Origin of the sequence: Paraburkholderia susongensis (assembly GCF_900177725.1) — a bacterium.
GTDB classification, from domain to species: Bacteria; Pseudomonadota; Gammaproteobacteria; order Burkholderiales; family Burkholderiaceae; genus Paraburkholderia; species Paraburkholderia susongensis.
The window spans coordinates 35,943-62,254 of sequence record NZ_FXAT01000003.1 but is presented as its reverse complement, the minus strand read 5'-3'; the positions used below and the strand labels follow the sequence as shown (position 1 = coordinate 62,254).

The 26,312-nt window shown below is 64.1% G+C and carries 24 protein-coding genes; 7 read left to right on the top strand and 17 right to left on the bottom strand.

Annotation, left to right across the window (positions count from 1 at the left end; translation table 11 throughout):
• Positions 1-42: 42 nt before the first annotated feature.
• From ispE to B9Z01_RS09365, 3 genes are all read right to left on the bottom strand, one after another.
• Positions 43-924: a 4-(cytidine 5'-diphospho)-2-C-methyl-D-erythritol kinase gene (ispE, locus tag B9Z01_RS09375; protein ID WP_085482227.1), complete on the bottom strand. Its 882-nt coding sequence runs from the start codon at positions 922-924 to the stop codon at positions 43-45.
• A 117-nt stretch (positions 925-1,041) separates the two neighbouring features.
• Entirely contained in the window at positions 1,042-1,674 is a 633-nt protein-coding gene (lolB, locus tag B9Z01_RS09370; RefSeq protein WP_085482225.1) for a lipoprotein insertase outer membrane protein LolB, read from the bottom strand.
• A complete protein-coding gene (locus tag B9Z01_RS09365) occupies positions 1,674-3,515 on the bottom strand; it encodes a tetratricopeptide repeat protein (RefSeq protein ID WP_085482223.1) in 1,842 nt (613 codons plus the stop codon). Before B9Z01_RS09365 ends, lolB begins: the two co-directional genes overlap by 1 nt.
• An 87-nt stretch (positions 3,516-3,602) precedes the next feature.
• On the opposite strand from B9Z01_RS09365, the gene mutM reads away from it, so the two are divergent.
• Positions 3,603-4,433, top strand: a complete 831-nt coding sequence (mutM, locus tag B9Z01_RS09360; protein ID WP_085482221.1) for a bifunctional DNA-formamidopyrimidine glycosylase/DNA-(apurinic or apyrimidinic site) lyase — start codon at positions 3,603-3,605, stop codon at positions 4,431-4,433.
• A gap of 103 nt (positions 4,434-4,536) precedes the next feature.
• Positions 4,537-5,607, top strand: a complete 1,071-nt coding sequence (mutY, locus tag B9Z01_RS09355) for an A/G-specific adenine glycosylase (protein ID WP_085482220.1) — start codon at positions 4,537-4,539, stop codon at positions 5,605-5,607.
• Between the two features lie 70 nt (positions 5,608-5,677).
• Here the strand turns inward: mutY and B9Z01_RS09350 are convergent, their stop codons facing one another.
• The 11 genes from B9Z01_RS09350 to kdsD form a co-directional block, all read right to left on the bottom strand.
• On the bottom strand, positions 5,678-6,313 hold the full coding sequence (locus B9Z01_RS09350) for an LON peptidase substrate-binding domain-containing protein (RefSeq protein ID WP_085482218.1): 636 nt from the start codon (positions 6,311-6,313) through the stop codon (positions 5,678-5,680).
• A gap of 38 nt (positions 6,314-6,351) precedes the next feature.
• Positions 6,352-7,245, bottom strand: coding sequence for an RNase adapter RapZ (rapZ, locus tag B9Z01_RS09345; protein WP_085482216.1), 894 nt, complete (start codon positions 7,243-7,245; stop codon positions 6,352-6,354).
• Positions 7,246-7,353: 108 nt separating this feature from the next.
• Complete coding sequence (hprK, locus tag B9Z01_RS09340; RefSeq protein WP_075295276.1) at positions 7,354-8,322, bottom strand: HPr(Ser) kinase/phosphatase; 969 nt, start codon at positions 8,320-8,322, stop codon at positions 7,354-7,356.
• A gap of 70 nt (positions 8,323-8,392) precedes the next feature.
• Positions 8,393-8,908, bottom strand: a complete 516-nt coding sequence (locus tag B9Z01_RS09335) for a PTS sugar transporter subunit IIA (protein ID WP_085482214.1) — start codon at positions 8,906-8,908, stop codon at positions 8,393-8,395.
• Positions 8,909-9,240: 332 nt separating this feature from the next.
• A complete protein-coding gene (gene hpf / locus B9Z01_RS09330) occupies positions 9,241-9,597 on the bottom strand; it encodes a ribosome hibernation-promoting factor, HPF/YfiA family (protein WP_085482212.1) in 357 nt (118 codons plus the stop codon).
• Between the two features lie 170 nt (positions 9,598-9,767).
• A complete protein-coding gene (locus B9Z01_RS09325; RefSeq protein ID WP_085482210.1) occupies positions 9,768-11,285 on the bottom strand; it encodes an RNA polymerase factor sigma-54 in 1,518 nt (505 codons plus the stop codon).
• Between the two features lie 196 nt (positions 11,286-11,481).
• Positions 11,482-12,258, bottom strand: a complete 777-nt coding sequence (gene lptB, locus B9Z01_RS09320; RefSeq protein WP_143808909.1) for an LPS export ABC transporter ATP-binding protein — start codon at positions 12,256-12,258, stop codon at positions 11,482-11,484.
• 17 nt (positions 12,259-12,275) lie between these two features.
• Positions 12,276-12,941 (bottom strand): lipopolysaccharide transport periplasmic protein LptA, encoded by a 666-nt coding sequence (gene lptA / locus B9Z01_RS09315; protein WP_085482206.1) that lies wholly within the window; start codon positions 12,939-12,941, stop codon positions 12,276-12,278.
• Between the two features lie 39 nt (positions 12,942-12,980).
• Positions 12,981-13,568, bottom strand: coding sequence for an LPS export ABC transporter periplasmic protein LptC (gene lptC, locus B9Z01_RS09310; protein ID WP_085482204.1), 588 nt, complete (start codon positions 13,566-13,568; stop codon positions 12,981-12,983).
• Positions 13,565-14,125: a KdsC family phosphatase gene (locus B9Z01_RS09305; protein WP_085482202.1), complete on the bottom strand. Its 561-nt coding sequence runs from the start codon at positions 14,123-14,125 to the stop codon at positions 13,565-13,567. Before B9Z01_RS09305 ends, lptC begins: the two co-directional genes overlap by 4 nt.
• Positions 14,125-15,108 carry an arabinose 5-phosphate isomerase KdsD gene (kdsD, locus tag B9Z01_RS09300; RefSeq protein WP_085482200.1) on the bottom strand — a complete coding sequence of 328 codons (984 nt, stop codon included), beginning with the start codon at positions 15,106-15,108 and terminating at the stop codon, positions 14,125-14,127. Before kdsD ends, B9Z01_RS09305 begins: the two co-directional genes overlap by 1 nt.
• 194 nt (positions 15,109-15,302) lie before the next feature.
• On the opposite strand from kdsD, the gene B9Z01_RS09295 reads away from it, so the two are divergent.
• From B9Z01_RS09295 to purU, 5 genes are all read left to right on the top strand, one after another.
• Positions 15,303-17,306, top strand: a complete 2,004-nt coding sequence (locus B9Z01_RS09295) for a monovalent cation:proton antiporter family protein (RefSeq protein ID WP_085482198.1) — start codon at positions 15,303-15,305, stop codon at positions 17,304-17,306.
• A 95-nt stretch (positions 17,307-17,401) separates the two neighbouring features.
• A complete protein-coding gene (locus B9Z01_RS09290) occupies positions 17,402-17,968 on the top strand; it encodes an adenine phosphoribosyltransferase (RefSeq protein ID WP_085482196.1) in 567 nt (188 codons plus the stop codon).
• Positions 17,969-18,033: 65 nt separating this feature from the next.
• Complete coding sequence (locus tag B9Z01_RS09285) at positions 18,034-18,648, top strand: LysE family translocator (RefSeq protein WP_085482194.1); 615 nt, start codon at positions 18,034-18,036, stop codon at positions 18,646-18,648.
• Positions 18,649-18,717: 69 nt separating this feature from the next.
• Positions 18,718-19,599 (top strand): NUDIX hydrolase, encoded by an 882-nt coding sequence (locus tag B9Z01_RS09280; RefSeq protein WP_085482192.1) that lies wholly within the window; start codon positions 18,718-18,720, stop codon positions 19,597-19,599.
• 69 nt (positions 19,600-19,668) lie between these two features.
• Positions 19,669-20,538, top strand: a complete 870-nt coding sequence (gene purU, locus B9Z01_RS09275; RefSeq protein ID WP_085482190.1) for a formyltetrahydrofolate deformylase — start codon at positions 19,669-19,671, stop codon at positions 20,536-20,538.
• 45 nt (positions 20,539-20,583) lie between these two features.
• Here purU and B9Z01_RS09270 read toward each other — a convergent pair whose 3' ends face one another.
• From B9Z01_RS09270 to uvrA, 3 genes are all read right to left on the bottom strand, one after another.
• Complete coding sequence (locus B9Z01_RS09270; protein WP_085482188.1) at positions 20,584-21,810, bottom strand: PepSY-associated TM helix domain-containing protein; 1,227 nt, start codon at positions 21,808-21,810, stop codon at positions 20,584-20,586.
• 348 nt (positions 21,811-22,158) lie between these two features.
• Positions 22,159-23,244, bottom strand: coding sequence for an AI-2E family transporter (locus tag B9Z01_RS09265; RefSeq protein WP_085482186.1), 1,086 nt, complete (start codon positions 23,242-23,244; stop codon positions 22,159-22,161).
• Positions 23,245-23,278: 34 nt separating this feature from the next.
• Positions 23,279-26,152 carry an excinuclease ABC subunit UvrA gene (uvrA, locus tag B9Z01_RS09260; protein ID WP_085482184.1) on the bottom strand — a complete coding sequence of 958 codons (2,874 nt, stop codon included), beginning with the start codon at positions 26,150-26,152 and terminating at the stop codon, positions 23,279-23,281.
• Positions 26,153-26,312: the final 160 nt, after the last annotated feature.

Genomic DNA, 26,312 nt, shown 5'->3' with positions numbered 1-26,312 from the left:
TGAGCTTCGCCGAACGTGGAGTTTCGTTCGACGATGCGAAACTTATGATGCGAAAGCAAAGAGTGGATGCTGATCCAGGCCTGCGGCTACTGCGCTGTTCCATTCGCCCGGCAGTTTGGCTTGTGCCGCTTCTGCCTCAGCTTTGCTACGGAACGCTGCAAAAACACTTGCACCTGATCCGGACATCCGCGCTGGCGCGATATTTTCAAACCATCGCAGCACTTGCGCTACTTCCGCGTACTTTCCTACGACAACCTGCTGCATGTCATTCCGGCCGAAACTTTCCGGCCATTCAGTATTGCAGCTATGTTCTGCAGGAAAGTCCGTAATTATGAGGGGCTTTGTATCTCTTGTCAACGATTTTTCGGAAAAAACCGCTGCAGTTGGAACCTGCACCCTCGGTGTCACCACCAGGAAGTAACGCGGCGGCAATTGTACAACGTCCAAAGCTTCTCCGACACCCTCTGCAAACGCATTTTTTCCAAAAACAAAAAACGGTACGTCCGCTCCCAGCTTCAGCGCGAGATCCTGCAACTCCTCGCGCGGCAGGTCGAGTTTCCACAAGCGATTGAGCGCGAGCAGCGTCGTTGCGGCGTCCGAGCTGCCGCCGCCGAGACCGGCGCCCATCGGCAGGCGCTTCTCGATTTCGATATCGACGCCGCCGCGCGAACCCGTGTGCGTTTTCAGAAGCGTCGCGGCGCGCACCGTGAGGTCGTGCTCAGGCGGTACGTCGGCGATTTCGGTGCGGCGCGTGATGAGCCCATCGTCGCGTCGCGTGAAATGCAGCGTGTCGCCCCAGTCGAGCAACTGGAAGACCGTTTGCAGCGTGTGGTAGCCATCCGGCCGGCGGCCGGTGATGTGCAGGAAGAGATTGAGTTTCGCTGGCGCGAGGCAGTCGCGCAGCGAATCGGCTGTTTCGATCATGAGTGAAAGCTACATGCGCCAAGGTGGCGCCAAACGGGCAGCAACGCTGCGTGAACGGATGCGGCGGCGGATGCCTTCAAAAGCGGCCGAGGCAAGAACGGCCTCGGCAAAATCGGATCATTGATCCAGCACGAGCTTGATATCGAGCGGCGGCTCCGCTCGGCTCAGATTGACACGCTTCACGCCAGTGGCAGGCGCATCGGCATATGCGACATAGTCGATGGTCCAGCCGTCCTGCATGATCTGCTTCAGACGCGTCGGCTGCTCCGGATCCTTCTCGGTCTTCGCGCGCGACGTCGGCGCGGGCGAGGGTTGCAGCCAGTAGCGCAGACCTTCGACCGGCAGCGTGAACCCAAGCGCGTTCTGCATCAGCGTGGAGACGTTATCCGCGGTGAGCGGCGGGCGGTTCGGCAATTCGAGCGTGGCCGAAGCCGGCGACGAAGTGACGATAGCCATCGTCTGGCCGAGCGGATTGCGCAATTGCAGGGTCACGGTGTCGCCCGTTTCCTGCCACGAGAAATTGCCGTAAGCGTTGCGCTGCTGGCCGTTCTGATCGTTGTACTGGACCGCGAAACGGCCTTGATAGGAGCGGCTCGTCTGCGCGGTCATTTCGGTGGCGGCGTTCGACGTGGACGGCCCCTGCGGCTTCAGCGACGCGCAACCGGCGAGCGCGACAACCGCTGCCGCCGCGAATCCGAGCGCCATACCACGCGGCGCCCGGGGTAAGGAAATCAAACGGGAAAGACGCATCAAAGATCGTTTACCTGAAGACGTTGCAGCGTTTTGACCAGGGTGTCATTGTCGGGTTCGAGCTTGCGCGCTTCGCGGAATGCTGCGCGCGCCTGTTCCTGCTCGCCGATTTTCCACAGCACTTCGCCAAGGTGCGCGCCGATCTCGGCGTTCGGCTGGATGCTGTACGCCTTGCGCAGCAGCTTGACCGCATCTGCCGTGTCGCCCATGCGGTATTTGACCCAGCCCACGCTGTCCATGATGAACGCGTCGTTCGGCGCGAGCGACGACGCCTTTTCGATCAGCTTGTCCGCTTCCGGCAGGCGCTGATTGCGATCGGCCAGCGAATAGCCGAGCGCGTTATACGCCTGCGGATTGTCCGGCTGCGTCTGGATCAGTTTGCGCAACTGCGCTTCCATGATGTCGTAATGGCCGGTTTTCTCGGCGGCCATCGCGTAGTCGTAGGTGAGGTCGGGGTCGTCGGGAAAGTTTGCCGTGGCTTGCTGCAGGCGTTCCTCCGCCTCCGGGTAGCGCTTCGCGTCGAACAGGATGGCCGCGTCGGTGCGCGCGATCACCGCCATGTCGCGCGGATCGGAGGTTTGCAGATCGGCGAGCAGCTTGCGCGCGTCGTCGGTCTTGCCCTGCTTCGCGAGCAGTTGCGCCCGCGTGATCTGCGCAGGCATGTATTGCTGGCTCGCCGGCGAAATCTTGTTCAGCCAGTCGCTCGCCGCCGCATCGTTCTTCTGCTCGAGCGACAGTTGCGCAAGGTAGATATACGCCTGGCCCGCGTCGGCGCCCGGCGTCTTTTCAGCCTGCTGCGCGTACTGCATCAGATACGTCTGCGCGTCGGCGAAATTCTTCTGCTGGACCTTGATCAGCGCGAGCGCCATCAGCGGCGTCAGGTCTTTCGGGTTGTCCTTGCGCATGGTCTCGAACTGCTTCTGCGCGTCGTCGAGGCGGTCGCTCGCGAGATACATCTGCGCTAGCGCGAGACGCGCGTCATGCGATTTCGGATTCTGCTGCACGTACTTCTCGACGGTCGCGATGGCTTCCTTGCGCTCGTCCGGGCCCATTTGCGACAGCGTGAGCGCTGCCGGGAGATAGTCGGGCCTTAGCGTCAGGGCCTGCTCGAGCGATTTCCGTGCACCCGGCGCGTCGTCGGCCAGCAATTGCTGGCGCGCGAGCGCCAGTTGCGTTTCCGGCCGGTTCAGGTCGTTCTTCACGAGATCCTGCAACACATGCAGGCCGCCGATCCGGTTCGGGCCGCGCGAGAGCAGCAGTTGCAGCGCGAGGATCGCGTTGCCGCGGTTCTCCTCGGGCACCTTCGCGAGTTCGCGGGAGATGATCGGCGCCGCGTCGTCGGGCTTGCCGGACAGCACGAGCAGCGATGCGTCGAGCTGCGCGGCGCGCTCCGAGTTCGGCGCGTACTGCTGCCACAATTGCGCGGCGGCGAGCGCGTCGGTCGGGCTTTGCGCTGCCAGCGCGATTTCGGTGGCGCGCTGCGCCATGCGCGGGTCGTGCGTATCGCGCGCGAGCGCGAGGTAGGTCTGGTAAGCGGGCGCTGGCTGGTCACGTTGCAGCGCGATTTCGGCGGCAAGCACCTGGAAGACGATCTGGCTCGACAACGGCACGTCCGGCAGCGACTTCTCGTCTTCCGGCGTGCTTGGACCCAATACGTCCGGCAGCGTGACCGACGTGTCGTCCGAATCCGGCGAGGGGTCCTGCGCATGCGCGGGCACGGCGGCCAGCGCCCACAATGCGAGCGCGGCTGCGCCGAGCATCCTGCGGGCGGATACGGCGTGCGGCACGTTGGACACGCGCGCGAGGCGCCTTGAAAGCAGCTTCACGAAGGACACGATCATGGAAATCCGTTCAATGTTTCAGTCGATTGTAACGCGCTCGCTACAATAAGCGCACAACCACTCACGCAAGTAGCAGACCAATCAGAGATGCCAGAGTTGCCAGAAGTCGAGGTTACCCGACGAGGGATCGAACCGTATGTGTCCGGGCGCAAGGTTGAGCGCGTCGAGGTGCGTACGGCCGCGCTGCGTTGGCCGATTCCCGCCGACCTTGCGAAAACCTTGCGCGGTCACGTGGTGCGCAAAGTAGAGCGGCGCGGCAAGTACCTGCTGTTCGAGATCGACGCGGGCTGGTTCATCGTGCATCTTGGCATGACCGGCACGCTGCGGGTGCTGCGCCATGTGCCGCATCCACCGGCTGTGGCGAAGCACGATCACGTCGACTGGATCTTCGACGACTTCATCCTGCGCTATCGCGACCCGCGGCGTTTCGGCGCGGTCTTGTGGCATCCGCGCGAGGCCGGCGACATCCTCGAGCATCCGTTGCTCGCGGGGCTCGGCGTCGAGCCTTTTTCGCCGGCGTTCTCCGGCGCGCTGATGCATCGGCTGACGCGCGGGCGCAAGGTGTCGGTGAAGCAGGCGCTGCTCGCCGGGGAAATCGTCGTGGGCGTGGGCAATATTTACGCGTCGGAGAGCCTGTTTCGCGCGGGCATCCGGCCGACCACCGCGGCGGGCCGCGTGTCGCTCGTGCGCTATGAACTGCTTGCCGATGCCGTGCGCGTGACGCTCGCCGCCGCGATCGAGAAGGGCGGCAGCACGCTGCGCGATTTCGTCGGCAGCGATGGCGAAAGCGGTTACTTCCAGCTCGACTATTTCGTCTATGATCGCGCGGGTCTGCCATGCCGCGTGTGTGGAACGCCAATCAGACAGATCGTGCAAGGGCAACGCTCCACGTACTTCTGTCCTACCTGCCAGCGCTAGATTTTCGATGCCTTCCCGCCTGACTCCAGATACACGTTCGCGCTCGAACGCGCGTTCCGATTCGCGCCCGGGCGCTTCCGCCGCCGCGCCCGTTTTTCCGGCGATGCCCGATTTTTCCGCGCGCCTGATCGCGTGGCAGCGCCAGCATGGCCGGCACGATCTGCCGTGGCAGAACACGCGCGATCCGTACCGCATCTGGCTGTCGGAAATCATGCTGCAGCAGACCCAGGTGTCGACGGTGATTCCGTACTACGCGAAATTTCTCGCGCGTTTTCCGGATGTCGCCGCGCTCGCCACCGCACCGCCCGACGACGTGATGGCGCTGTGGGCCGGCCTTGGCTACTACACGCGCGCGCGCAATCTGCACCGCTGCGCGCAGGTCGTGGTCGAGCAGCATGGCGGCGAGTTTCCGGCATCGGTCGATGAACTCGCGGACCTGCCGGGCATCGGCCGCTCGACCGCCGCCGCGATCGCCTCGTTCGCATTCGGCGCGCGCGCGACGATTCTCGACGGCAACGTGAAGCGCGTGCTCGCGCGCGTGTTCGGCGTCGAAGGTTTCCCGGGCGAGAAGAAAGTCGAGAACGCGATGTGGACGCTCGCGGAGTCGCTGCTGCCGGTCGATGCATCGGACGGCGAAGTCAGCGCGTACACGCAGGGCCTGATGGATCTCGGCGCGACGCTATGCGTGCGCGGCAGGCCGGACTGCGCGCGTTGCCCGTTCGCCGCCGACTGCGTCGCCAACGTCACCGGACGTCAGCGCGAATTGCCGGCCGCGCGGCCGAAGAAAGCCGTGCCGACGCGCCGCACCTGGATGCTCGTGCTACGCGACGGCAATGCGGTGATGCTGGAGCGGCGTCCGCCGTCGGGCATCTGGGGCGGCTTGTGGAGCTTGCCCGAAGCCGCCGGCGAAGCCGCGCTCGCCGAGCGCGCGCGATCCTTCGGCGGCGATGGCGCGGTGTCGTCGCTCATGTCGCTCGCGTCGTTTTCGCACGTGTTCACGCATTTCAAGCTCGATATCGAGCCGCGTATCGCGGAACTGGATCGCGGTGTCGGCGCATTGGCCGCATTGAACGATGCCGATACCGCGTGGGTCGCGCTCAGCGATCTCGATTCGTTCGGCGTGCCGGCGCCGGTGCGCAAGCTGCTGGACAGCCTGCAGGGTTCGTTGATCTAACGGATGGGATAAAGCGGCGGCGATGCACGCGTCGTGTGCGCCGCTGCTTTCGCAACGAGCGCGGCCGCCGTCACAACAGCTGATGCTGCTGCATATAGTGATGCACGACGTCGATGCGCGCACCGGCATCGGTCAGCTCCATCAGCTTCTGGCGCGCGCGCAACGCGATCGGCAGCACTTCGGCGAGACGGTTCGACACCCATGACGGATCGTCGAGCCTGAACGGCTCCGCGAACGGCAGGCTGTCCGGATCGCGTTCGCGGATCGTCGCGATGATCCGTTCGAGCACTTCCGCGCAGGCGCCGAATTTGGCGAGCAACTCGTTGCCTTCGAGCGGCATATCCTCGGCAAGCGGCTCCGCCATGCCGACCAGCAGACCGCTCGCTTCGACGCGATGCGACAGCAGGCGAAAGCGCTTGGTGCCGCGCGCGCGAATCAGCAACATGCCGAACGCTTCGACATCGCACTCGTCGATTTCGGCGAGGCAGCCAATTGCTTCGGGCACCGAAGGCTCTTCCTCGCGCGCCACTTCCGCGCCGCTTTTCAGCAGGCACACGCCGAACGGCGTTTTTTCACGCAGACAGTCGCGCGCCATGTCGAGATAGCGCGCTTCGAAGATCTTCAGGGGCAGCAATCCGTCGGGGAACAGCACCGTATGCAGTGGAAACAGCGGCAAATCGGCGTACACAGTAGGCGTAGAGGACATGGCGCAACGCTTCGGTTAAGGCCGCGCGATGCGGCCAGTTAAGCGATCAGCTTCGATGATTCGCCGACGTCGACCGGCGCATCGCGGTGCCGCACAATTACATTCGCCGATGTTGCGAGACGCGCGGCAAGCGTCTCCGCGATGAACACCGAGCGGTGCTGGCCGCCCGTGCAACCGATTGCGACAGTGAGGTAGCTGCGATTGTCGTCGCGGAAATGCGGCAGCCACCTGGAGAGAAACTTCTCGATGTCGTCGATCATTTCGTGAACGACCGGCTGCGCATCGAGAAAATCCATCACCGGTTGGTCGAGGCCGGTGAGCGGCCTCAGTTCATGATCGTAGTATGGGTTTGGCAGCGTGCGTACGTCGAATACGAAATCCGCGTCGAGCGGCACGCCGCGCTTGAAGCCGAACGACTCGAACATCAGCACGAGCCCCGCGTCTTCCTGCTCGATGAAGCGCTTGACCCACGCGCGCAGCACGTTCGCGCGCAGATTGCTGGTGTCGATCTGATGGCCGAATTCGGCCAGGCCCGCAACCAGTTCGCGCTCGTGCTCGATCGCTTCCGCAAGCGAGGTGAGCAGTCCCACGTCTGCGTCGTGCGCGGGCGAGCCGGATAGCGGATGACGGCGGCGCGTCTCGGAGAAGCGTTGAATCAGCGACTGCGTGCTCGCGCTCAGAAACAGCACGCGCACGTCGTGCGAGCGCTTCAGGTCGCGGATCATCGCGGGCATTTCGTCGAGTGACGAGCCGGAGCGCGCGTCGATCGCGACCGCGAGACGGGCTTGTCCGTCCTCGGCGAGATAGCTGGCAAGTTGCGGCAGAAAACGCGGCGGCAGATTGTCGACGCAGTAATAGCCCGCGTCTTCAAGCGCGTTCAGGGCAACCGACTTGCCGGAGCCGGAGATACCGGTGATCAGGATTATGCGCATGGAGTCGTCGAAACCGTAGATTTCATCATAGCATCTGGCCTCCTTGCGCGTACCCGCAGCCGGGCTTTCGCTGCGAGCGCTGCATGGCGCTGCCAGCTCGGCTCAGTTTCAGATCAGCTTGCCGGGAAACTGGCTGTCGGGATCCTGCATCGCGAGGCGTTGGCGGTCCATGAAATCGCGCAGCGTGTCGATGCCGCGCAATTGCAGGATCGTGTTGCGCACGGCCGCTTCGACCAGTACCGCGAGGTTGCGGCCCGCGGCCACCTGGATCGTGACCTTGCTGATCGGCAGGCCGAGCACGTCGACCGTCTGGCTTTCGAGCGGCAGCCGCTGGAATTCACCGTCGGGACGGCGCACCAGTTGCACGATCAGTTTCAGCTTCATTTTCCGGCGCACCGCCGTTTCGCCGAAGATCGTCTTGATGTCGAGCAGGCCGAGGCCGCGCACTTCGAGCAGATTCTGCAGGAGCGGCGGGCAGCGCCCTTCGACGAAGTCCGGGCCGAGACGCACGAAGTCGACCGCGTCGTCGGCAACGAGGCCGTGGCCGCGGCTGATCAGCTCGAGCCCGAGTTCGCTCTTGCCGAGGCCCGAGTCGCCGGTGAGCAGTACGCCCATGCCGAGGATGTCGAGAAACACGCCGTGCAGCGTCGCGCGCGGCGCGAGAATGCGCGACATGTAGAGGCGCAAGCTGTCGATCACCGCGGCCGCCGAGGTCGGCGTCGTGAACAGCGGCGTGGACGAGCGCGTACAGCGCAGCACCAGTTCAGGCGGCGCGGCGACGCCGCCCGCCACCACCAGAAACGGCGGCTCCAGCGCGATCAGCTCGGCCATGTGGCGCGAGCGGTCTTCGTCGGTCTGGCGTTTGTAGTAGTCGATTTCGGCGTCGCCGAGCACCTGGATCCGGTTCGGGTGGATCAGGTTCAGGTGACCGACGAGGTCGGCGCTCGAGGTGGCGTTGGCGACCGATTCCAGGGAAAAGCCGCGCTCCCAGCCTTCATGCCCCGTGAGCCAGCTGAGCTTCAGCATGGCTGCGTTGTCGTCGAAAATGCTCTGGGCGTTGATGCTGGACGTATCCATGAGTCAGTGACTCCAGTGTGGGCCGCTTGCCGGGCCGTACTCGCGTGCGTGCGGGACTACCGCCGCTGCATCAAGGTTGCCACTGAGTGAGCAGGCGATGCAACGATTCGCGGTCTTCTTCGGTGTGCAGGCGCTCGCGGGCCTCGCGATCGGACAGCAACTGGGCGATCTCGGAAAGGATTTCGAGGTGCTGCTGGGTGGCCTGTTCGGGTACGAGCAGGAAGATCAGCAGCGAGACCGGCTGACCGTCCGGCGCTTCGAAGGGGATGGGTTCCGCGAGGCGGACAAATGCGGCGAGCGGTTGCTTGAGGCCTTTGATCCGCCCATGGGGAATCGCGACGCCTTCACCGAGCCCTGTCGAGCCGAGGCGCTCTCGCGCAAAAAGATTGTCAGTGACGGTACTGCGGGCGATGCCGTTCTGGTTCTCGAAGATCAGGCCCGCTTGCTCGAACACGCGTTTCTTGCTGGTGACCGATAGTCCGATGACGACGTTCTCGAGGGGAAGAAATTTGGCTAAACGATTCATGTTGACAGGCGAAAACGTGGCCTGGGTTCTCCCCACTGGGGCGTTTAAGTAGCGTTCCATTCGTTCGATGCTCGCGAAGACGTGCGGTGAGAATCGCAAAGCGCGAGACGCAGGCCGGATTTCGTGAGAGCTGGCTTGACCCCGATGGTAACCGGAACATTATAGAACAGGGTGGCGGCCGATGGTGCGGCGCGCCATCTATGCATATCAGGTTTTTCACTGCTTGCGGCGCGATACGTGCCGCATCGCGCAAAGCACGGCGAAAACGGCGAGCGGCGGGCTGACGCGACAGCCGGAAAACAGGGTCTCGAAACGAAAAACCGCCCGGTTGCGGGCGGTTCGAGGACGATTTGACGAACTTCAGGGAAATGAGGAATTCCCTCCAATTTCTCCTATTGCGGCGGCACGTCCTGTTGCGGCGCCGGCTGATACTTGATCGCTTCGTGCTGATGTCCTTGCAGACGATCCTTGTGGCGTATCACCTGCCTGTCGAGCTTGTCGATCACCAGATCGATCGCAGCGTACAAATCACTGTCACAACTCTCGACGAAAATGTCTTTACCCTTCAGATGGAGGTTGATTTCAACCTTTTGACGCTTGTCCTTTTCCTTATGGTTGTCGACCGAGAGGACCACACTGCCGTCGATGACCTGATCGAAATGTCTTAGCACCCTATCCAGTTTGGTGATCACGTATTCGCGCAACGCAGGCGTTACTTCGAGGTGGTGTCCACTGATCTTGAGATTCATAGTGCTTCTCCAAGCTAATGGCCGCTTGTTCCGCACAATGGCAAAGGTCCGGTCGATCTGACGGCTTGCCTGTGTCGCCCCCCGGTGACTGACATCTGGCAGGTCGCATCGGCCGGCCTGTCCGCCAGTTGCGGAGCGGCCGGTAAATGCCCGCTGCAAAACGCGGCGGGCTACAGAGACTTGCGCAGGTTGACTGCCGGGATCTTGAGCGCCTCACGGTATTTCGCAACGGTACGCCGTGCGACCACGAAGCCCTGTTCCGCCAGCAGTTCGGCTATGCGACTGTCTGAAAGTGGCGATTTCGGGTTTTCCGCTCCTATCAGTTGTTTGATCAGCGCGCGAATAGCCGTGGAGGAGGCTGCGCCGCCCGTGTCGGTCGATACGTGTGAACCGAAGAAATACTTGAATTCCAGCGTCCCGAATGGGGTCAGCATGTATTTGCCGGTTGTCACACGCGAGACAGTCGACTCGTGTAGGCCCAGCGTATCAGCAATCTCCCGCAAAACCAAGGGGCGCATGGCAATTTCGCCGTGCACGAAAAAGCTCTTCTGACGCTCGACGATCGCCTGCGCAACCCGCAGGATCGTCTCGAAACGCTGCTGGATATTCTTGATCAGCCAGCGCGCTTCCTGAAGTTGCTGGCGCAACGATCCGCTGCCGGGATCGCCCCGGTTATTGCGCAGAATATTCGCGTATAGATGGTTAATGCGCAGCTTCGGCACGACTTCGGGATTCAGCTCGGCCTGCCACCCCTGTGCCGTTTTGCGCACCATGATGTCGGGCACGACGTAGTCCGCTTCGGCCTTGCCGTAGGCGGCGCCGGGAAACGGCTCGAGCGAGCGGATCAGCATGTGCGCGTCACGCAGGTCGTCGTCGCTGGCCTTCAGGTGCTTGCGCAGACGCGTGAAATCGCGCGCGGCGAGCAACTCCAGGTAATGGCCGACAATGTCTAGCGCGAGCGTGCGCGTGGGCGAAGGATCGAGCCGCAGCAGTTGCAGCTTCAGACATTCGGATGCAGAGCGCCCGCCGACCCCGGCCGGGTCGAAGCTATGCAGCAGTGCAAGCGCGGCATTCAGTTCGTCGAGATCGACTTCGAGCTCTTCGGGCAGATCGGCCAGCACTTCTTCTAGCGTGGCGACGAGATAGCCGTCGTCGTCGAGCGATTCGATCAGGAACGTGATGAGCGCCCGGTCGCGCTGGCTCGCCTGGGTGACGCGCAGTTGCGCCATCAGGTGATCGCGCAGCGAGGTGCTCGACTCGTGAATTTGCAGGGGCGGCAGATCGTCGTCTTCCGAGGCGCTGCCGGAGCGGCCGTAGTCGTCGAGGTTCCATTGCGACGACTCGCTGTTGCCGTCGCCCGAGAGGCCGTTGTATTCGTCGACACCCCGCGGTTCGCCGTTTTCGGCGCGCTCGCCCGAACCTTCCGACGAAGACGAGCCGTTGCCGGACATCGGATCGGACGGCGCGGAAGCACCTGGTGCCTGGGCGATTACCGAGCCGTCGGCTGCCACCCGCAACGGGCTCGCGATCCATTCGTCCTCGTTTTCGAGGAGCGGATTCTGCGAGATCGCCGTGGCGACTTCTTGCTGCAGTTCGAGCGTCGACAACTGAAGCAGCCGGATGGACTGCTGCAGTTGCGGCGTCAGCGCAAGATGCTGCGATAGGCGGAGTTGGAGGCTGGCTTTCATGGCAGGTTGAGACTCATTGTAGAGAGTTTGCCACGACCGCGATACATTGCGGCACCCGCAATTACGCGTGCGCGCGTTTTCGCGCGATGCGAGGCGCGAGCCGGCGCCGTGTGGAAATGAATGCGCGAGGGATGTGCAGGTGCCGCAAAAAAGGGCCAGCCGCACGCGCTCGTGCGGCTGGGGACCCGTTGTGCGCTTACATGCGGAAGTGCTCGCCCAGATAGACGCGCCGCACGCTTTCGTTTTCGATGATCTCGCTGGGCGCGCCGGCGGCGAGCACGCTGCCGTCGCTGATGATGTACGCGTGATCGCAAATGCCGAGCGTTTCGCGCACGTTGTGGTCGGTAATCAGAACGCCGATATTGCGCTGCTTGAGAAACTTGACGATCTTCTGGATTTCCAGCACGGCGATCGGATCGACGCCCGCGAACGGTTCGTCGAGCAGAATGAAGCTCGGGTTGGTGGCGAGAGCGCGGGCGATTTCCACGCGGCGGCGCTCGCCGCCCGACAGCGACAGCGCCGGATTCTCACGCAGATGCGCGATCTGCAGTTCGTCGAGCAGCGCTTCGGTGCGCGTGGTGATGGCGTCCTTGCTGAGCCGCTTGCCGTTTTCTTCGTGCTGCAATTCCAGCACCGCGCGAATGTTTTCCTCGACGCTGAGCTTGCGGAACACCGAAGCTTCCTGGGGCAGATACGACAGGCCGAGCGACGCGCGTTTATGGATCGGCAGCAGGCTGATCGACTTGCCGTCCAGATCGATTTCGCCGGCGTCGAGCGGCACGAGGCCGACAATCATATAGAACGAGGTGGTCTTGCCGGCGCCGTTCGGACCGAGCAGTCCGACCACTTCGCCGCTTTTCACGTCGAGCGACACGTCCTTGACGACCGTGCGCGAGCCATAGCGCTTCTTCAGATTGCGTACGACCAGCGAACTGCTGGTGCCGGCCGGCTTGCGATGGGGCAGGGGCGTGATGGTGCTGCTGATGGTGCTCACTGGTTCGGCGCTCCCTGGATCGAGGTGGACGGCGCGAGCGTGGCCGATGCGCCGGTCAGCGGCGCGGCGCCGCCGTTGCGCGGCGCCAGCATCGCGCGCACACGGCCGGTCGGGTTGCCAGGACTGGCGACGTCCTTGCCGGACTTCGCCGTATAGAAGTCGTTCTGGCCGTCGTAGGTGATGACGCTGCCGTGCACCTGGTCGAGCAGTGTCGACATGCCCTGCAGGCGGCGCACCGTGGCGTTCGTCGTTAGCGTGGTCAGATCCTGCTTGCCGTCGTAGTCGATGCGCACGGCCGTGCCTTCGATGTACTCGTCGAGACCTTCGCGCTTCTGCCGGAAATACGACAGATTGCTGCCGCTCGAGGTGCCGGTGGCGTACTGGTAGCCCTGCGGGTCCTGCGACACTTCGACACGATCGGCCTTGATCAGGATCGTCCCTTTGGTGGCGACCACGTGACCGGTGAAGATGCTGACCTGCCGCAGGTCGTCGTAAGTCATGTTGTCCGCTTCGATGTTGAGCGGCTTGTCCTTGTCGGCGCGGTCCGCGTGCGCAAGCGGCGCGAAGCCGGCGAGCGGCAGCGCGACGACGAGCGCGGCGAGTCCGGCGCGGCACGCGGATAGCGCGCGGCCGGTATCAAAACGGGGGAACGATTCGTTCATGCAATCACGCCTGGAATGGATTACCCGGGTTGCCTTGGATTAGCTGCCGGCGTCGGACGCGGCGATTGCGCCTCTTACATTGCCGAACAATTGCATAAACCGGGTGACATTGTTGTATTTCATGCCGCTGGCAGTCATCACCGACATGCCGCGCTGAAGTTTAACTGGCTTTTCGGTCTCGATCACATCGTCGTTGACGAGTACCCTGAAATGCTCCGAATCGGCCTGCATCTGCGGATCGCCGTTGCCGGGCGCGCGCAGGATGCGTGCATTGCCGTACAGATTGACGATCGACGCGTCCGAGTTGACCGTGCCGGTGTCGCCGGTCGCGGTCACGATCGGCTTGCCGGGCTGGAACGCACGCATGGCCGGCTTGACGAGGTCGCTCATTTCGTTGTCCTCGTAATGGATCAGCGATTGGGCGGTCAGCCGGTATTGCGTCGCGCCCGACTGGTCGAGTTCGGACACCGAGAAGTTGTCCGCGAAATAGTCCGGCGTGTGCTCCTTGGGGCGCACCTCGTCGTCGGTCTTGCGCGGCAGGGTGGCTTGCAGCAGCCACCACGTGATGCCGGCGAGCGCCGCCATCGCGACGAGCGGGATCAGCGAAGTGAGGCGAAACTGGTTCATCCGACGAGGCCCCGCTGCTCGCCGCTGCACGCTGCCGCAAGCAGTGCTTCATATTTGTGCTGCGCGCGCAGCAGCGTGTCGCAGACCTCGCGCGCCGCACCGTGACCGCCGCGCGCCTCGCTGACCCAATGCGCCCGCGCGATCACCTCGGGATGCGAATTGGCCGGCGCCGCCGCGAAGCCGACGCGCAGCATCACCGCGAGGTCGACCCAGTCGTCGCCCATGTAGCCGCACTCTTCGGCGGTGACGCCGGTCTGCCGGAGCAGGTCGGCGAACGCCTGCGGCTTGTCCTGCACGCCCTGGTAGACGTGCGCGATGTTCATTTCCTTCGCCCGTGCCGCCACGATGCCGGACTTGCGCCCGGTGATGATGGCCGTCTCGATGCCGGCCTGGCGAAGCAGCTTCATGCCGTGGCCGTCCATCGAGTTGAAGCCCTTCATCGTGTCGCCTTCCGCTGTGAACAGCAGGCCGCCGTCGGTCAGCACGCCGTCGACGTCGAAAATCATCAGCTTCACGCGGCTTGCGCGTTCAGTAGCGGTAGGAGGGGTCGCGGCCATCAGATCACCTTCTTCGAAAACAGGTCGTGCATGTTGAGCGCGCCGATCAGCTTGCCCGTTGCGTCGACGACCAGCATCTGATTGATGCGATAGCGCTCCATCAGTTCCACGGCTTCCACCGCGAGCTGATCCGGGCCGATGGTATGCGGGCTGGCGGTCATCACCGAGGCGATCGGCAACCGGCGGAAATCGCCGTCGCGTTCGAGCACGCGGCGCAGGTCGCCGTCGGTGAAGATGCCGGTCACGCGGCCGTCGTGATCGACGACCGAGGTCATGCCCATGCGCTTCGCGGTCAACTGGAAGAGGGCATCGCTCACGGTGGCCTCGGGCGTGACCTGCGGCAACTGGTCGCCGGTACGCATGACGTCGCGCACATAAGTGAGCAGGCGCCGGCCGAGCGCACCGCCCGGATGCGAGCGCGCGAAATCGTCGCGGCCGAAGCCGCGCGCGTCGAGCACCGCGACCGCGAGTGCGTCGCCGAGCGCGAGCGCGGCGGTGGTGCTCGCGGTGGGCGCGAGATTCATCGGGCAGGCTTCCTTCTCGACGCCGGAATTCAGATGGGCGTCGGCAAGCTGCGCGAGGCTCGAGCCCGGGCGGCCTGTCATTGCGATCAGCTTCGCGCCGATCCGCTTGATGAGCGGCAGGATCGCCACGAGTTCTTCGGTTTCTCCGGAATTGGACAGTGCGAGGAACACGTCGTCGGAGGTGACCATGCCGAGGTCGCCATGACTCGCTTCCGCGGGATGCACGAAGAACGCGGGGGTGCCGGTGCTTGCCAGCGTGGCCGCGAGCTTGCGGGCCACGTGGCCGGACTTGCCGATGCCGGAGACGACGACACGCCCGCGGCAACCCAGGATGAGATCGACCGCGCCGACGAAGCCGCCGTCGAGCCGGTCGCGAAGCGCGCGCACGGCGTCCGCTTCGATGTCGAGCACGTCGCGAGCAAGCGCAAGCGCCCTGTCGTCATTGATTTTCGCTATCATGCGCGGAGTATAGCAAAGGCGCCTGTTCGCCGCGCCGGGCCTGCTGTGCCAAGCCGCTGGCTGCACCAGCCTTTCGCCAGCCCCTTTACCAGCCCTTTAGCGTTTTTTTACCGGCCCCTCAACCATGTCGCACGGTGCTCCCGTGCACGGGTTCCGTTGACGAACGAGGACGCTTCACCCATGCGTTTTTGCCGATGATTTCCCCGCTTGAAATGACGTTGTTCCTGCTGCTGGCATCGGTGGCGGGCGTGGTGATCTTTCGCTTTCTGAACTTGCCGCCGATGCTCGGCTATCTGACGGTCGGCATCATCGTCGGGCCGCATGCGTTCGGCCTGATTCCCGATTCAGCGGGCGCGCAGAACCTCGCCGAATTCGGCGTCGTGTTCCTGATGTTCTCGATCGGGCTCGAGTTTTCGCTCTCCAAGCTGCGCTCGATGCGCCGGCTCGTGTTTGGTCTCGGCCTCCTGCAGGTGATCGGCACGGTTGCGGTGGCGGTGTCGCTCGGCTTCGTGCTCGAGCGCTGGGTGCATATCACGTGGCAGGCGAGCGTCGCATTGGGCGGCGCGCTTGCGATGTCGTCGACGGCGATCGTCAGCAAGATGCTCGCCGAGCGGCTCGAGATCGAAACCGAGCATGGCCGCAACATTTTCGGCGTGCTGCTGTTTCAGGATCTGGCCGTGGTGCCGCTGCTCATCATCATTTCCGCGCTCGGCGGGCGTTCGGAGAATCTGGTCAGCGCGCTCGGCGTGGCGGCGATCAAGATCGTGGTGGCCCTGGCGCTGCTGCTGATCGTCGGGCAAAGCTTCATGACGCGCTGGTTCAACGTGGTTGCGCGGCGCCGCTCGCAGGAGCTGTTCATTCTGAACCTGCTGCTCGTCACGCTCGGCGCCGCGTTCATCACCGACAAGTTCGGCCTCTCGCTCGCGCTCGGCGCGTTCATCGCCGGCATGCTGATCGCCGAGACGCCGTACCGGCACCAGGTGGAAGAGGACATCAAGCCGTTTCGCGACGTGCTGCTCGGGCTCTTCTTCGTGACCACCGGCATGCTGCTCAATCCGCGTGTGATCTGGGAGCATCCGCTCATCGTGCTGGGCTTTTTCGTCGGGCCGATCCTGCTGAAGGCGGTAATGATCACCGGCCTCGCGCGGCTTTTCGGCGCGACGCCGGGCGTCGCGATGCGCACCGGTATCGGCCTCGCGCAAGCGGGCGAGTTCGGTTTCGTGCTGCTGAACCTGATTCTCGACCGGCATCTCGTCGACGCGACGCTGTTGCAGGCGATTCTCGCGGCGATGCTGCTGTCGATGCTCGCCGCGCCGTTCATGATCCAGAACGCCGACCGCATCGTGCTGCGGCTGTCGTCGACCGAATGGATGATGCAGTCGTTGCAGATGACGCGCATCGCGACGCAAAGCCTGAAGCAGAGCGGCCACGTCATCATTTGCGGCTATGGACGGGCCGGGCAGAACCTCGCGCGCATGCTCGAGCACGAAGGGCTCTCGTATGTCGCGCTCGACCTCGACCCGGACCGCGTCGCGGCCGCCGCGGCGGCCGGCGAATCGGTCGTGTTCGGCGATGCGGGACGGCGCGAGTCGCTGCTCGCGGCGGGCCTGCACCGCGCGGCCGCGGTCGCGATCACTTACGCGAATACGCCCTCGGCATTGCGCGTGCTGCACAACATCCACGAGATGGAGCCGACGCTGCCGGTCATCGTGCGCACCGTCGACGATTCCGATCTGGAAAAGCTCTTGGCCGCCGGCGCGACCGAGGTGATTCCGGAGATCGTCGAGGGCAGCCTGATGCTCGCCTCGCACACGCTCGTCGTGATGGGCGTGCCGATGCGGCGCGTGGTGCGGCGCGTCGAGGAGATGCGCGACGAGCGCTATTCGCTGCTGCGCGGCTACTTCCACGGCGCCGATGACGTCGACGATGACGACAGCCACGAACAGGTGCGGCTACAATCGGTTCCGGTCGACGCCAGCGCGGACGCGGTGGGCCGCACGCTCGCGGAGTTGGGCCTGTTCGAGCTCGGCGTCGAGGTGACCGCGATCCGCCGGCACGGCATTCGCGGCGTCGAGCCGGACCCGTCGACGAAACTGCGGGCGAGCGACATCGTGGTGTTGCGCGGTCTGCCCGAACAACTGGCGCAAGCCGAGGAACGGCTCTCGAAACATCGCCGCCCGGGCGCCGCCGCGGCCTGAAGCGAGCACTCTACGCGCGTCCCTGACGCAAGCTGGCCCGGGCCGCCCTGATTCAAGCTTTTCACCGGACCCGTCGAGGTCCATCCGGAGACATCATGTCCAACGCGCTCGAGAGTGCGCCGCTCGATGCGGCCGACTACGTCAGAAGTCACATTCGCACGGTGCCCGACTGGCCGCAGCCGGGCGTGCAATTCCGCGATATCACGCCGCTTTTGCGCGAGCCGAAGTCGCTGCGCGTGCTGATCGATCTGTTCGTGCAGCGCTATATCGATGCGAAGCTCGATTACGTCGCCGGGCTCGATGCGCGTGGCTTCATCATTGGGCCGATCGTCGCGCACGAGCTGAGTCTCGGCTTCATTCCGATCCGCAAGGCGGGCAAGCTGCCGTACAAGCGGATCTCGCAATCGTACGAACTCGAATACGGCACCGCGACCGTCGAGATTCACGAGGATGCGTGCGAGCCGGGCGATCGCGTCATCATCGTCGACGATCTGATCGCGACCGGCGGCACGATGATGGCTGGCAAGCTGCTGCTCGAACGGCTCGGCGCGGTCGTCGTGGAAGGCGCGGCGATCGTCGATTTGCCCGATCTGGGCGGCTCGAAGCTGCTCGGCGAAGGCGGGCTCGCGCTTTACACGGTGACGAGTTTCGGCGGTCATTGAGAGCGCACGAGGCTCACAAGCCTGATAACGAGAAACGAGAAGGTCACAACGAGAAGGTCACCACGATGCCCAATTTCCTGCTGTTTCTCGCCACGTCGATCGCGATCACCGTGGCGCCCGGTCCGGACAATCTGCAGGTGCTCGCGCGCGGCATTTCGCAGGGGCGCGCGGCCGGATTCGTCGCCGCGCTCGGCTTCACCGCCGGCATCACGTTTCACACGACGCTCGCCGCGCTCGGCGTTGCCGCGTTGCTGCGTTCGTCGCCGCTCGCGTTCCAGGCGATCAAGCTCGCGGGCGCCGCGTATCTGGTGTGGATCGGCATCAAGGCGCTGCGCAGCCAGGGTCTCGCGACTGCGCACCAGCGTCCGCCGCAGCCACTTTCCGCAGTGTTCCGCCAGAGCGTGCTCGGCAATCTGATGAACCCGAAGGTGACGCTGTTCTTCGTCGTGTTCCTGCCGCAGTTCGTGCAGCCGCACGGCGCGCAAAGCGTGGCGGTGCAGATGCTCGAGCTCGGTGCGCTCTTCATGCTGCAGACGGTCGTGGTGTTTTCGCTGTTCGGCGTGTGCGCGGGGATCATCGGCGGCTGGCTCAGGCGTCGTCCGCGCGTGGGCGTGTGGCTCGATCGCGTGGCTGGCGCGACGTTCATCGCGATCGGGATTCGCGTCGCGTTGCGCGACTGAGCGCGCCGCTCACGCGCCCGCTTCTGCTTTGCTTCGGTTCGCCCCGGCGCGGACAGTCTGGAGTTTTCGATGACTTTGCCTTGCATCACCGCCGCGCGCCGCTTCGACGCCAACGCGCATCGCCCGTTCAGGATCGGCGCCGAACAGGTCGGCTGGATTCGCGAGGGCGACGTGCCGTTGCTCGAGCGCTGGCCCGACGTGTTCGAAATCGATGGGGACAGCGGCACCGCCAGCGGCGGCGTGACGCTCGCCCCCATGTTCGATACGGTCGAACTGCGCAGCGCGGCGCTTGCTTCCGTGATCGGCGCGCTCGCCGCCGAAGGACGCATTCCCGGCTGGCGCGACGAGACCTACGCGATCCGCAACGCGTTCGACGCGCCGCCGCTCGCCTATATCGAGCGCGCGGCGTCACGCTTCTTCGGCACGATGACCTACGCGGTGCATCTGAACGGCGTCGTAGAATATGCGGCTGGCGTGCCGCAGTTGTGGATCGCGCGCCGCAGCGACACCAAGGCGACCGACCCCGGCATGCTCGACAATGTCGTCGCGGGCGGGATCGGCTGGGGCTTCGGCATCGGCGAGACAATCGTCAAGGAGTGCTGGGAAGAAGCCGGCATTCCTGCGGAAATCGCCGAGCGCGCGGTCGCGGGCCGCACGGCGCACGTGCTGCAGTCGCTGCCGGAAGGCACGCAGGCCGAACAGATTTTCATCTACGACCTCGCGCTGCCCGCGGATTTCGCGCCACGCAATCAGGACGGCGAAGTGGGCGAGCACCGCCTTGCGCGCATCGACGAAGTGGCGCGCTGGGTCGAGGAGGGTGCGATGACGGTGGACGCGAGCCTCGCGACGCTCGATTGCCTGCTGCGCCGCCGCTGGATCGACGAGGACGCTTGCGCTGGCATCGAGGCGCTGTTCGCGCCGCCGCATGCGAAGCAATCCGAAGCACCGTGAAGCAACTCACATCAGCAGCCAGTACGCACTGAAACAAACCACGCATCGAAGAAGGGAGTCACCCAGGTCATGTCGACCGATCACAGCTTTATCCTCAAACTGTCGTGCGCCGACCGGCCCGGCATCGTTCACGCCGTGTCCGGCTTTCTGTTCGAACGTGGCAGCAATATTCTCGACTCCGCGCAGTTCGGCGACAGCCGCACCGGCGAGTTCTTCATGCGCGTGCATTTTCAGCAGGTAGGCGGCGACCCGGGGCTCGACGCGTTGCGCGCGTCGTTCGTGACGCTCGCCGAACAGTTCGGCATGAGCTGGGAATTGCACGACGCGAACGCGAAGCCGCGTGTCGTCATCATGGTGTCGAAGATCGGCCATTGCCTGAACGACCTGCTGTTCCGCTACCGCACCGGTCAGCTCAATATCGACATTCCGGCGATTATCTCGAACCATAAGGAGTTCTATCAGCTCGCCGCGAGCTACGACATTCCGTTCCATCACTTCCCGCTGCTCGGCGGCACACCGGATGCGAAGGCCGCACAGGAAGCGCGCGTGCTCGAAGTCATCAACGAGCATCAGGCCGATCTCGTGGTGCTCGCGCGCTACATGCAGATTCTGTCGCCGAAACTGTGCGAAGCGCTGGCTGGCCGCGCGATCAACATTCACCACTCGTTCCTGCCGAGCTTCAAGGGCGCGAAGCCGTACTACCAGGCGTTCGACCGTGGTGTGAAGCTGATCGGCGCAACCGCTCACTACGTGACGACCGATCTCGACGAAGGTCCGATCATCGAGCAGGAAGTCGAGCGCGTGGACCACAGCATGACGCCGGAGCAACTCACGGCGATCGGCCGCGACGTCGAGTGCGTGACGCTCGCGCGCGCGGTCAGGTGGCACGTCGAGCACCGCGTCGTGCTGAACGGCAGCAAGACGGTGGTGTTCCGCTAAAAAAATGCGCCGGTCGATGCCGGCGCATTCATTCCCCTGATTGCCCTATGAGCGCGCCGCCGCGCCGCTCGCGTCCCGCGCAAGATTCGCGTTTTGCGCAGAGCGGCGGCGCGCGTTCAGTTTCTTCAGCCAGATCAGCAGGCCCGTGATGCTCAGCACGGCCACGGCGATGCCCACCGCGCTGATCAGGATCCGCCCGCCGAGACCGAGGATGCGCCCCGAGTGCAGCGGGAATTGCACCTGCATGAAGATGTCGCCGGCCGAGCCCTTGCCGGGAATCTGCGCGGCGAGCTGCTTGCCGGTGGCGGCGTCCCAGTACAGCCACGGGTTGCCGAGGCCGATGTCGCCGTGATCGTTGCCCGGCGTGTAGAAGCCGACGCCGTACGTGTGCAGGAATTCGGCGTAGTAGAGGCCGCCCGGCGGCGCGGCGAGATGCATCGCGCGGCCGGCCTGCCCGGCCAACTCGACGATGCGCTCGCGGCTCAGCGCCTGATCGCCGGGTTGCGGCGCGCGCAGGATTTCCGGGTTGTTGATGGGATCGGGCGTGAGCGTCGATAGCCGTGAGACGATCGGCCGCACCACCTGCGACGGCAGATTCATCGAGATCGACGTCAGCGCGACGATCATCAACAGGCCCCAGATCCACACGCCGCCGGAGCGGTGCAGATCGAACGTGAGCGCGTAGCCGCCGCGCTTTAACCGGAACGCGAACGACTTGCGCCAGGCTTTGAGGCTCGGAAACGACAGACACAGCGCGATCACGCTATCGAACAGCCACACGATGCCGACGATCCCCATCAGCCACGTGCCGATGTCGATGCCGCCGGTGAACGGCAGTTGCAGCGTGTAGTGCAGCTTGTAGATGAACGGGATCAGGTTGAGCCGCGCGAGCGAGACGGCGCCCCATTCGCGGCGTCCCTGAATGCCGCCGGTGACGGGATCGACGGCGATCTGGTTGAAGCCGAGCGGGTAGGGCTGCTTCGTTGCAGGGTCGGTGTGCGGCAGCACCATCATCTGCAGCGTCTGGCCGGGCTCGACCGCGAGCGGCAGATAGGTCACCTGAAGGCGCGGGTCGGCGGCTTCGACGCGGTTCGCCAGTTCGAGGCTCGACAGCACCGGACCTGCCGTGCGGGCCTGGTAGAACGACGGGTTCAGTGCGGCATCGAGTTCGTGGTCCCACGCAATGATCGCCCCCGTAAGTCCGGCGACGAACAGAAATAGCGCGGTGGCGACACCGAACCAGCGGTGCAGACGGACGAACTGGCGTCTCATGCGCGAACCGGCGGAGAAAAGCGGAAACCCGGGTGCAACTTCGAGCGGAAATTCGATCGGAATGTCACGATGCGGACTGATTGTAAATGGGAATTGTTCGCATCTTAGGGGCTTGCGCGATCTGCCGCAAGTTTTCTGTCAGGAAGCACGCCGAGAGTGCCTCCCCAGATGAAGCGCAAAAAAAAGCGGCACCGTAGTGCCGCTTCGCTCAGCTACCTGAATTTTCCGCCCGAGGAGAGTGCTGATTCTGACTGCCCGGTTTGACGACGGGCATGACCACCAGGCTTGAACGGCTGGGCTTGAGCTACTGGGCTTGACTACCCGCCCGCTCTTTCCAGCCCCTCACGCTCACACCAGCCGCAAATAAATCAGCTCCCGCTTGATATACGCATAAAAAATCGGCGCCGCGATGACGCCGGCAATCCCAAACGCCGCTTCCATCACCAGCATCGCGATCAGCAATTCCCACGCGCGCGCCTCGATCTGTCCGCCGACGATCCGCGCGTTCAGGAAGTATTCGAGCTTGTGAATCAGGATCAGAAACACGAGCGACATGACCGCCGCCGGAAAACTCACCGACAGCGCGACCGCGACGATGATCGTGTTCGAGATCAGATTGCCGATCACCGGCAGCAGGCCGACGATGAACGTCATCATCACCAGCGTTTTCGACAGCGGCAACTGATCGTGGAAGATCGGCAGGATCACGAGCAGGAAGATCGCGGTGAACACCGCGTTGAGCGCGGAAATCTTGACCTGCGCGAACACGATGCGGCGGAATGCGTCGGCGAAGCGCGTCACGCGCGTGACGAACGCGGTGGATAGCGGCAGCCGCTGGATATGCTTCTGCGCGCCGACCGCGATGATCGCGCCGATGATCATGCCGATCAGCACGTGCGTGAACCCGCGCGCCGCGGTCGTGCCGCCTTGCTGCAGCATGTTCGCGTGCGTGTGCATGAGTTCCGCGGCGCGGGCTTTCATCTGCTCGGTGTCGACCGGCAGATAGTTGGCGATGAACTGCGGAATCCTGCCGCGTGCCTCGTCGATCAGTTGCATCGCCTGATCGAGCAGCTTCTGCACGCTCGGCACGTCGTTTTCGAAGTGCTCGATGATGATGAGCGTGAGCCCCGTGAGCGCGCCGACGATCACCGTGGACAGGATCACCACCGCGAGCCAGCGCGCCCGCTTGCTCGACATGTGGCGCTCGATGCGCGGCGCGATCGTTTGCACGAGCTGAAACACGAGCAGCCCGGCGAGCAGCGCCCCGAGCAGCTTCAGTTCGATCACCGCCCACATGCCGAACAGCATCAGCACGTAGCTGCCGATTTCGACCGCCGACAGCTTCGGCAGGCTCATGTCGCTCGTCAGCCTGACCGGGCGTGGCCGCAGGTCTTGCACCTGCCCGTCGTCGCGCGCCTGATTCCGCTTGGCCATGGCTTATTCCGTCTCCAACCCGTGATGTGCAGCGTTACATTGCGCTGGCGGTGCGCTTCAGAAGCGGCGCCAGATATTTGCCGGTAAAACTTGCCTTCGATTTCGCGATCTGCTCCGGCGTGCCCTGGGCGATGATCTGCCCGCCGCCCGCGCCGCCTTCGGGACCGAGATCGATGACCCAGTCGGCGGTTTTGATTACATCGAGATTATGTTCGATGATCACGACGGTATTACCCTGGTCGCGCAACCGGTGGATCACCTCCAGCAACAGCGCAATGTCGTGAAAATGCAGGCCGGTGGTCGGTTCGTCAAGGATGTATAGCGTGCGACCGGTGTCGCGCTTGCTCAGTTCCAGCGAGAGTTTCACGCGCTGCGCCTCGCCGCCCGACAGCGTGGTAGCCGACTGGCCAAGGCGAATATAGCCGAGACCCACGTCCAGCAAGGTTTTCAGCTTGCGCGCGACGACCGGCACGGCCTTGAAGAACTCGTACGCGTGTTCGACCGTCATGTCGAGCACTTCGCTGATGTTCTTGCCTTTGTACTGCACGTCGAGCGTTTCGCGGTTGTAGCGCTTGCCGTGGCAGACGTCGCACGGCACGTAGACGTCGGGCAGGAAGTGCATTTCGACCTTCAGCACGCCGTCGCCCTGGCACGATTCGCAGCGCCCGCCCTTCACGTTGAACGAGAAGCGGCCCGGATCGTAGCCGCGTTCCTTGGCCGCCGGCACGCCCGCGAACAGTTCGCGGATCGGCGTGAACAGGCCCGTGTAGGTGGCCGGATTCGAGCGCGGCGTGCGGCCTATCGGCGACTGGTCGACGTTGATGACCTTGTCGAAATGCTCGAGACCCTCGATCGACTCGTACGGCGCCGGCTCCGTGGCCGAACCGTACAGGTGATGCGCGACCGCGTGATAGAGCGTGTCGTTGATGAGCGTCGACTTGCCCGAGCCGGACACGCCGGTCACGCAGGTGAGCAGGCCCACCGGCAGATCGAGCGTCACGTTGTGCAGATTGTTGCCGTGCGCCTCGACGATGCGCAGGCGCCGCTCGTCGGGCTCCTTGCGCTCGTCGGGGAATTCGATCGTGCGTGCGCCCGACATGTACTGCCCGGTCAGCGACGCAGGGTTCCGCTGTACTTCCTTCGGCGTGCCCTCGGCAATCACCATGCCGCCATGCTCGCCCGCTCCCGGACCCATGTCGACCACGTAGTCGGCCATGCGGATCATGTCTTCGTCGTGCTCGACGACGATCACCGAGTTGCCGAGATCGCGCAGATGCTTGAGCGTCGAGATGAGCCGGTCGTTGTCGCGCTGATGCAGGCCGATCGACGGCTCGTCGAGCACATACATGACGCCGGTCAGCCCCGAGCCGATCTGCGAGGCGAGACGGATGCGCTGCGCCTCGCCGCCCGAGAGCGTTTCCGCGCTGCGTTCGAGCGACAGGTAATCGAGCCCGACGTTATTGAGGAACATCAGCCGCGCGACGATTTCCTTGACCACCTTGTCGGCGATCTCGCGCTTCGAGCCTTCGAGGTGCAGCGTCTGGAAATAGCCGAGCGCATCGCGCAACGGCCAGCCGCTGATCTCGAAGATGCCGCGCGCGTCGCTATCTGTGCCGATGCGCACGAAGCGCGCCTCGCGGCGCAGGCGCGTGCCCGCGCAGGCCGGGCACGGCTGGTTGTTCTGATACTTCGCGAGTTCCTCGCGCACCGCGGCCGAATCGGTTTCGCGGTAGCGCCGCTCCAGATTCGGGATGATCCCTTCGAACACGTGCTCGCGCACCGATGTGCGGCCGCGCTCGTTGATGTACGAGAACGGAATCTCCTGCTTGCCCGAACCGTACAGCAGGATCTTGCGCACTTTCTCGGGCAGGTCTTCGAACGCGGTGTCGATGTCGAAGTCGTAGAACGCCGCGAGGCTCTGCAGCATCTGGAAGTAGAACTGGTTGCGCCGGTCCCAGCCCTTCACCGCGCCCGCCGCGAGCGACAGCGACGGATGCGCGACCACCCGCTTCGGATCGAAGAACGTGATCTGGCCGAGGCCGTCGCATTCGGGGCACGCGCCCATCGGGTTGTTGAACGAGAAGAGGCGCGGTTCGAGTTCCTGCAGCGAATACGAGCAGATCGGGCAGGCGAACTTGGAGCTGAACAGGTGTTCCTTGTCCGTATCCATTTCGAGCGCGATCGCGCGGCCGTCGGCGAGACGCAGCGCCGTTTCGAACGATTCGGCGAGGCGCTGCTTCATGTCCGGGCGCACCCGCAGACGGTCGATCACGACGTCGATCGTGTGCTTGTCGTTCTTCTTGAGCTTCGGCAGCGAGTCGACTTCGTAGATTTTCGCCGCGCCTTCGTTGGCGGTGCCGCCGCCCGAGCGCACCCGAAAGCGGACGAAGCCCTGCGCCTGCATGTCTTCGAACAGTTCGGTGTGCTCGCCCTTGCGGTCCGCCACGACGGGCGCGAGGATCATGAGCCGGGTTTCTTCGGGCAGCGCGAGCGCCGTGTCGACCATCTGCGAGACGCTTTGCGCTTCGAGCGGAATCTCGTGATCGGGGCAGTAGGGCGTGCCCACGCGCGCGAACAGCAGGCGCAGATAGTCGTGGATTTCGGTGACGGTGCCGACCGTCGAGCGCGGATTGTGCGAAGTCGCCTTCTGTTCGATCGAGATGGCCGGCGACAGGCCTTCGATCAGATCGACGTCCGGCTTCTCCATCAGTTGCAGGAACTGGCGCGCGTAGGCTGAGAGGCTTTCGACGTAGCGCCGCTGTCCTTCCGCATAGAGCGTGTCGAACGCCAGCGACGATTTGCCGGAGCCGGAAAGGCCCGTGACAACGACGAGCTTGTGACGCGGTAGGTCGAGATTGACGTTCTTCAGGTTGTGGGTGCGAGCCCCACGAATACGGATTTGTTCCACGGATTTATTCCACGAACTGCGGAAAGGGGAAGAGGCTAAACCTGCTACTATAACGACTTTTCCAGACCGCCGTTACGGCTTCCTGACAGCGGGAACAAGGCTCGATGCGCGCTGTAAGGCGGCGGTTCGGCGTCGTGGGAAAGCGGTCTAACTGGGGCCG

Coding starts and splice junctions, on each gene's coding strand:
- B9Z01_RS09285 (WP_085482194.1), top strand. CDS start 18,034: ATGCCCAATTTCCTGCTGTTTCTCGCCACGTCGATCGCGATCACCGTG.
- kdsD (WP_085482200.1), bottom strand. CDS start 15,108: ATGATAGCGAAAATCAATGACGACAGGGCGCTTGCGCTTGCTCGCGAC.
- lptA (WP_085482206.1), bottom strand. CDS start 12,941: ATGAACGAATCGTTCCCCCGTTTTGATACCGGCCGCGCGCTATCCGCG.
- B9Z01_RS09295 (WP_085482198.1), top strand. CDS start 15,303: ATGATTTCCCCGCTTGAAATGACGTTGTTCCTGCTGCTGGCATCGGTG.
- rapZ (WP_085482216.1), bottom strand. CDS start 7,245: ATGCGCATAATCCTGATCACCGGTATCTCCGGCTCCGGCAAGTCGGTT.
- lolB (WP_085482225.1), bottom strand. CDS start 1,674: ATGCGTCTTTCCCGTTTGATTTCCTTACCCCGGGCGCCGCGTGGTATG.
- B9Z01_RS09265 (WP_085482186.1), bottom strand. CDS start 23,244: ATGGCCAAGCGGAATCAGGCGCGCGACGACGGGCAGGTGCAAGACCTG.
- lptC (WP_085482204.1), bottom strand. CDS start 13,568: ATGAACCAGTTTCGCCTCACTTCGCTGATCCCGCTCGTCGCGATGGCG.
- B9Z01_RS09270 (WP_085482188.1), bottom strand. CDS start 21,810: ATGAGACGCCAGTTCGTCCGTCTGCACCGCTGGTTCGGTGTCGCCACC.
- B9Z01_RS09290 (WP_085482196.1), top strand. CDS start 17,402: ATGTCCAACGCGCTCGAGAGTGCGCCGCTCGATGCGGCCGACTACGTC.
- B9Z01_RS09365 (WP_085482223.1), bottom strand. CDS start 3,515: ATGATCGTGTCCTTCGTGAAGCTGCTTTCAAGGCGCCTCGCGCGCGTG.
- B9Z01_RS09350 (WP_085482218.1), bottom strand. CDS start 6,313: ATGTCCTCTACGCCTACTGTGTACGCCGATTTGCCGCTGTTTCCACTG.
- B9Z01_RS09305 (WP_085482202.1), bottom strand. CDS start 14,125: ATGGCCGCGACCCCTCCTACCGCTACTGAACGCGCAAGCCGCGTGAAG.
- ispE (WP_085482227.1), bottom strand. CDS start 924: ATGATCGAAACAGCCGATTCGCTGCGCGACTGCCTCGCGCCAGCGAAA.
- hpf (WP_085482212.1), bottom strand. CDS start 9,597: ATGAATCTCAAGATCAGTGGACACCACCTCGAAGTAACGCCTGCGTTG.
- B9Z01_RS09335 (WP_085482214.1), bottom strand. CDS start 8,908: ATGGAACGCTACTTAAACGCCCCAGTGGGGAGAACCCAGGCCACGTTT.
- mutM (WP_085482221.1), top strand. CDS start 3,603: ATGCCAGAGTTGCCAGAAGTCGAGGTTACCCGACGAGGGATCGAACCG.
- purU (WP_085482190.1), top strand. CDS start 19,669: ATGTCGACCGATCACAGCTTTATCCTCAAACTGTCGTGCGCCGACCGG.
- B9Z01_RS09325 (WP_085482210.1), bottom strand. CDS start 11,285: ATGAAAGCCAGCCTCCAACTCCGCCTATCGCAGCATCTTGCGCTGACG.
- mutY (WP_085482220.1), top strand. CDS start 4,537: ATGCCCGATTTTTCCGCGCGCCTGATCGCGTGGCAGCGCCAGCATGGC.
- hprK (WP_075295276.1), bottom strand. CDS start 8,322: ATGGATACGTCCAGCATCAACGCCCAGAGCATTTTCGACGACAACGCA.
- B9Z01_RS09280 (WP_085482192.1), top strand. CDS start 18,718: ATGACTTTGCCTTGCATCACCGCCGCGCGCCGCTTCGACGCCAACGCG.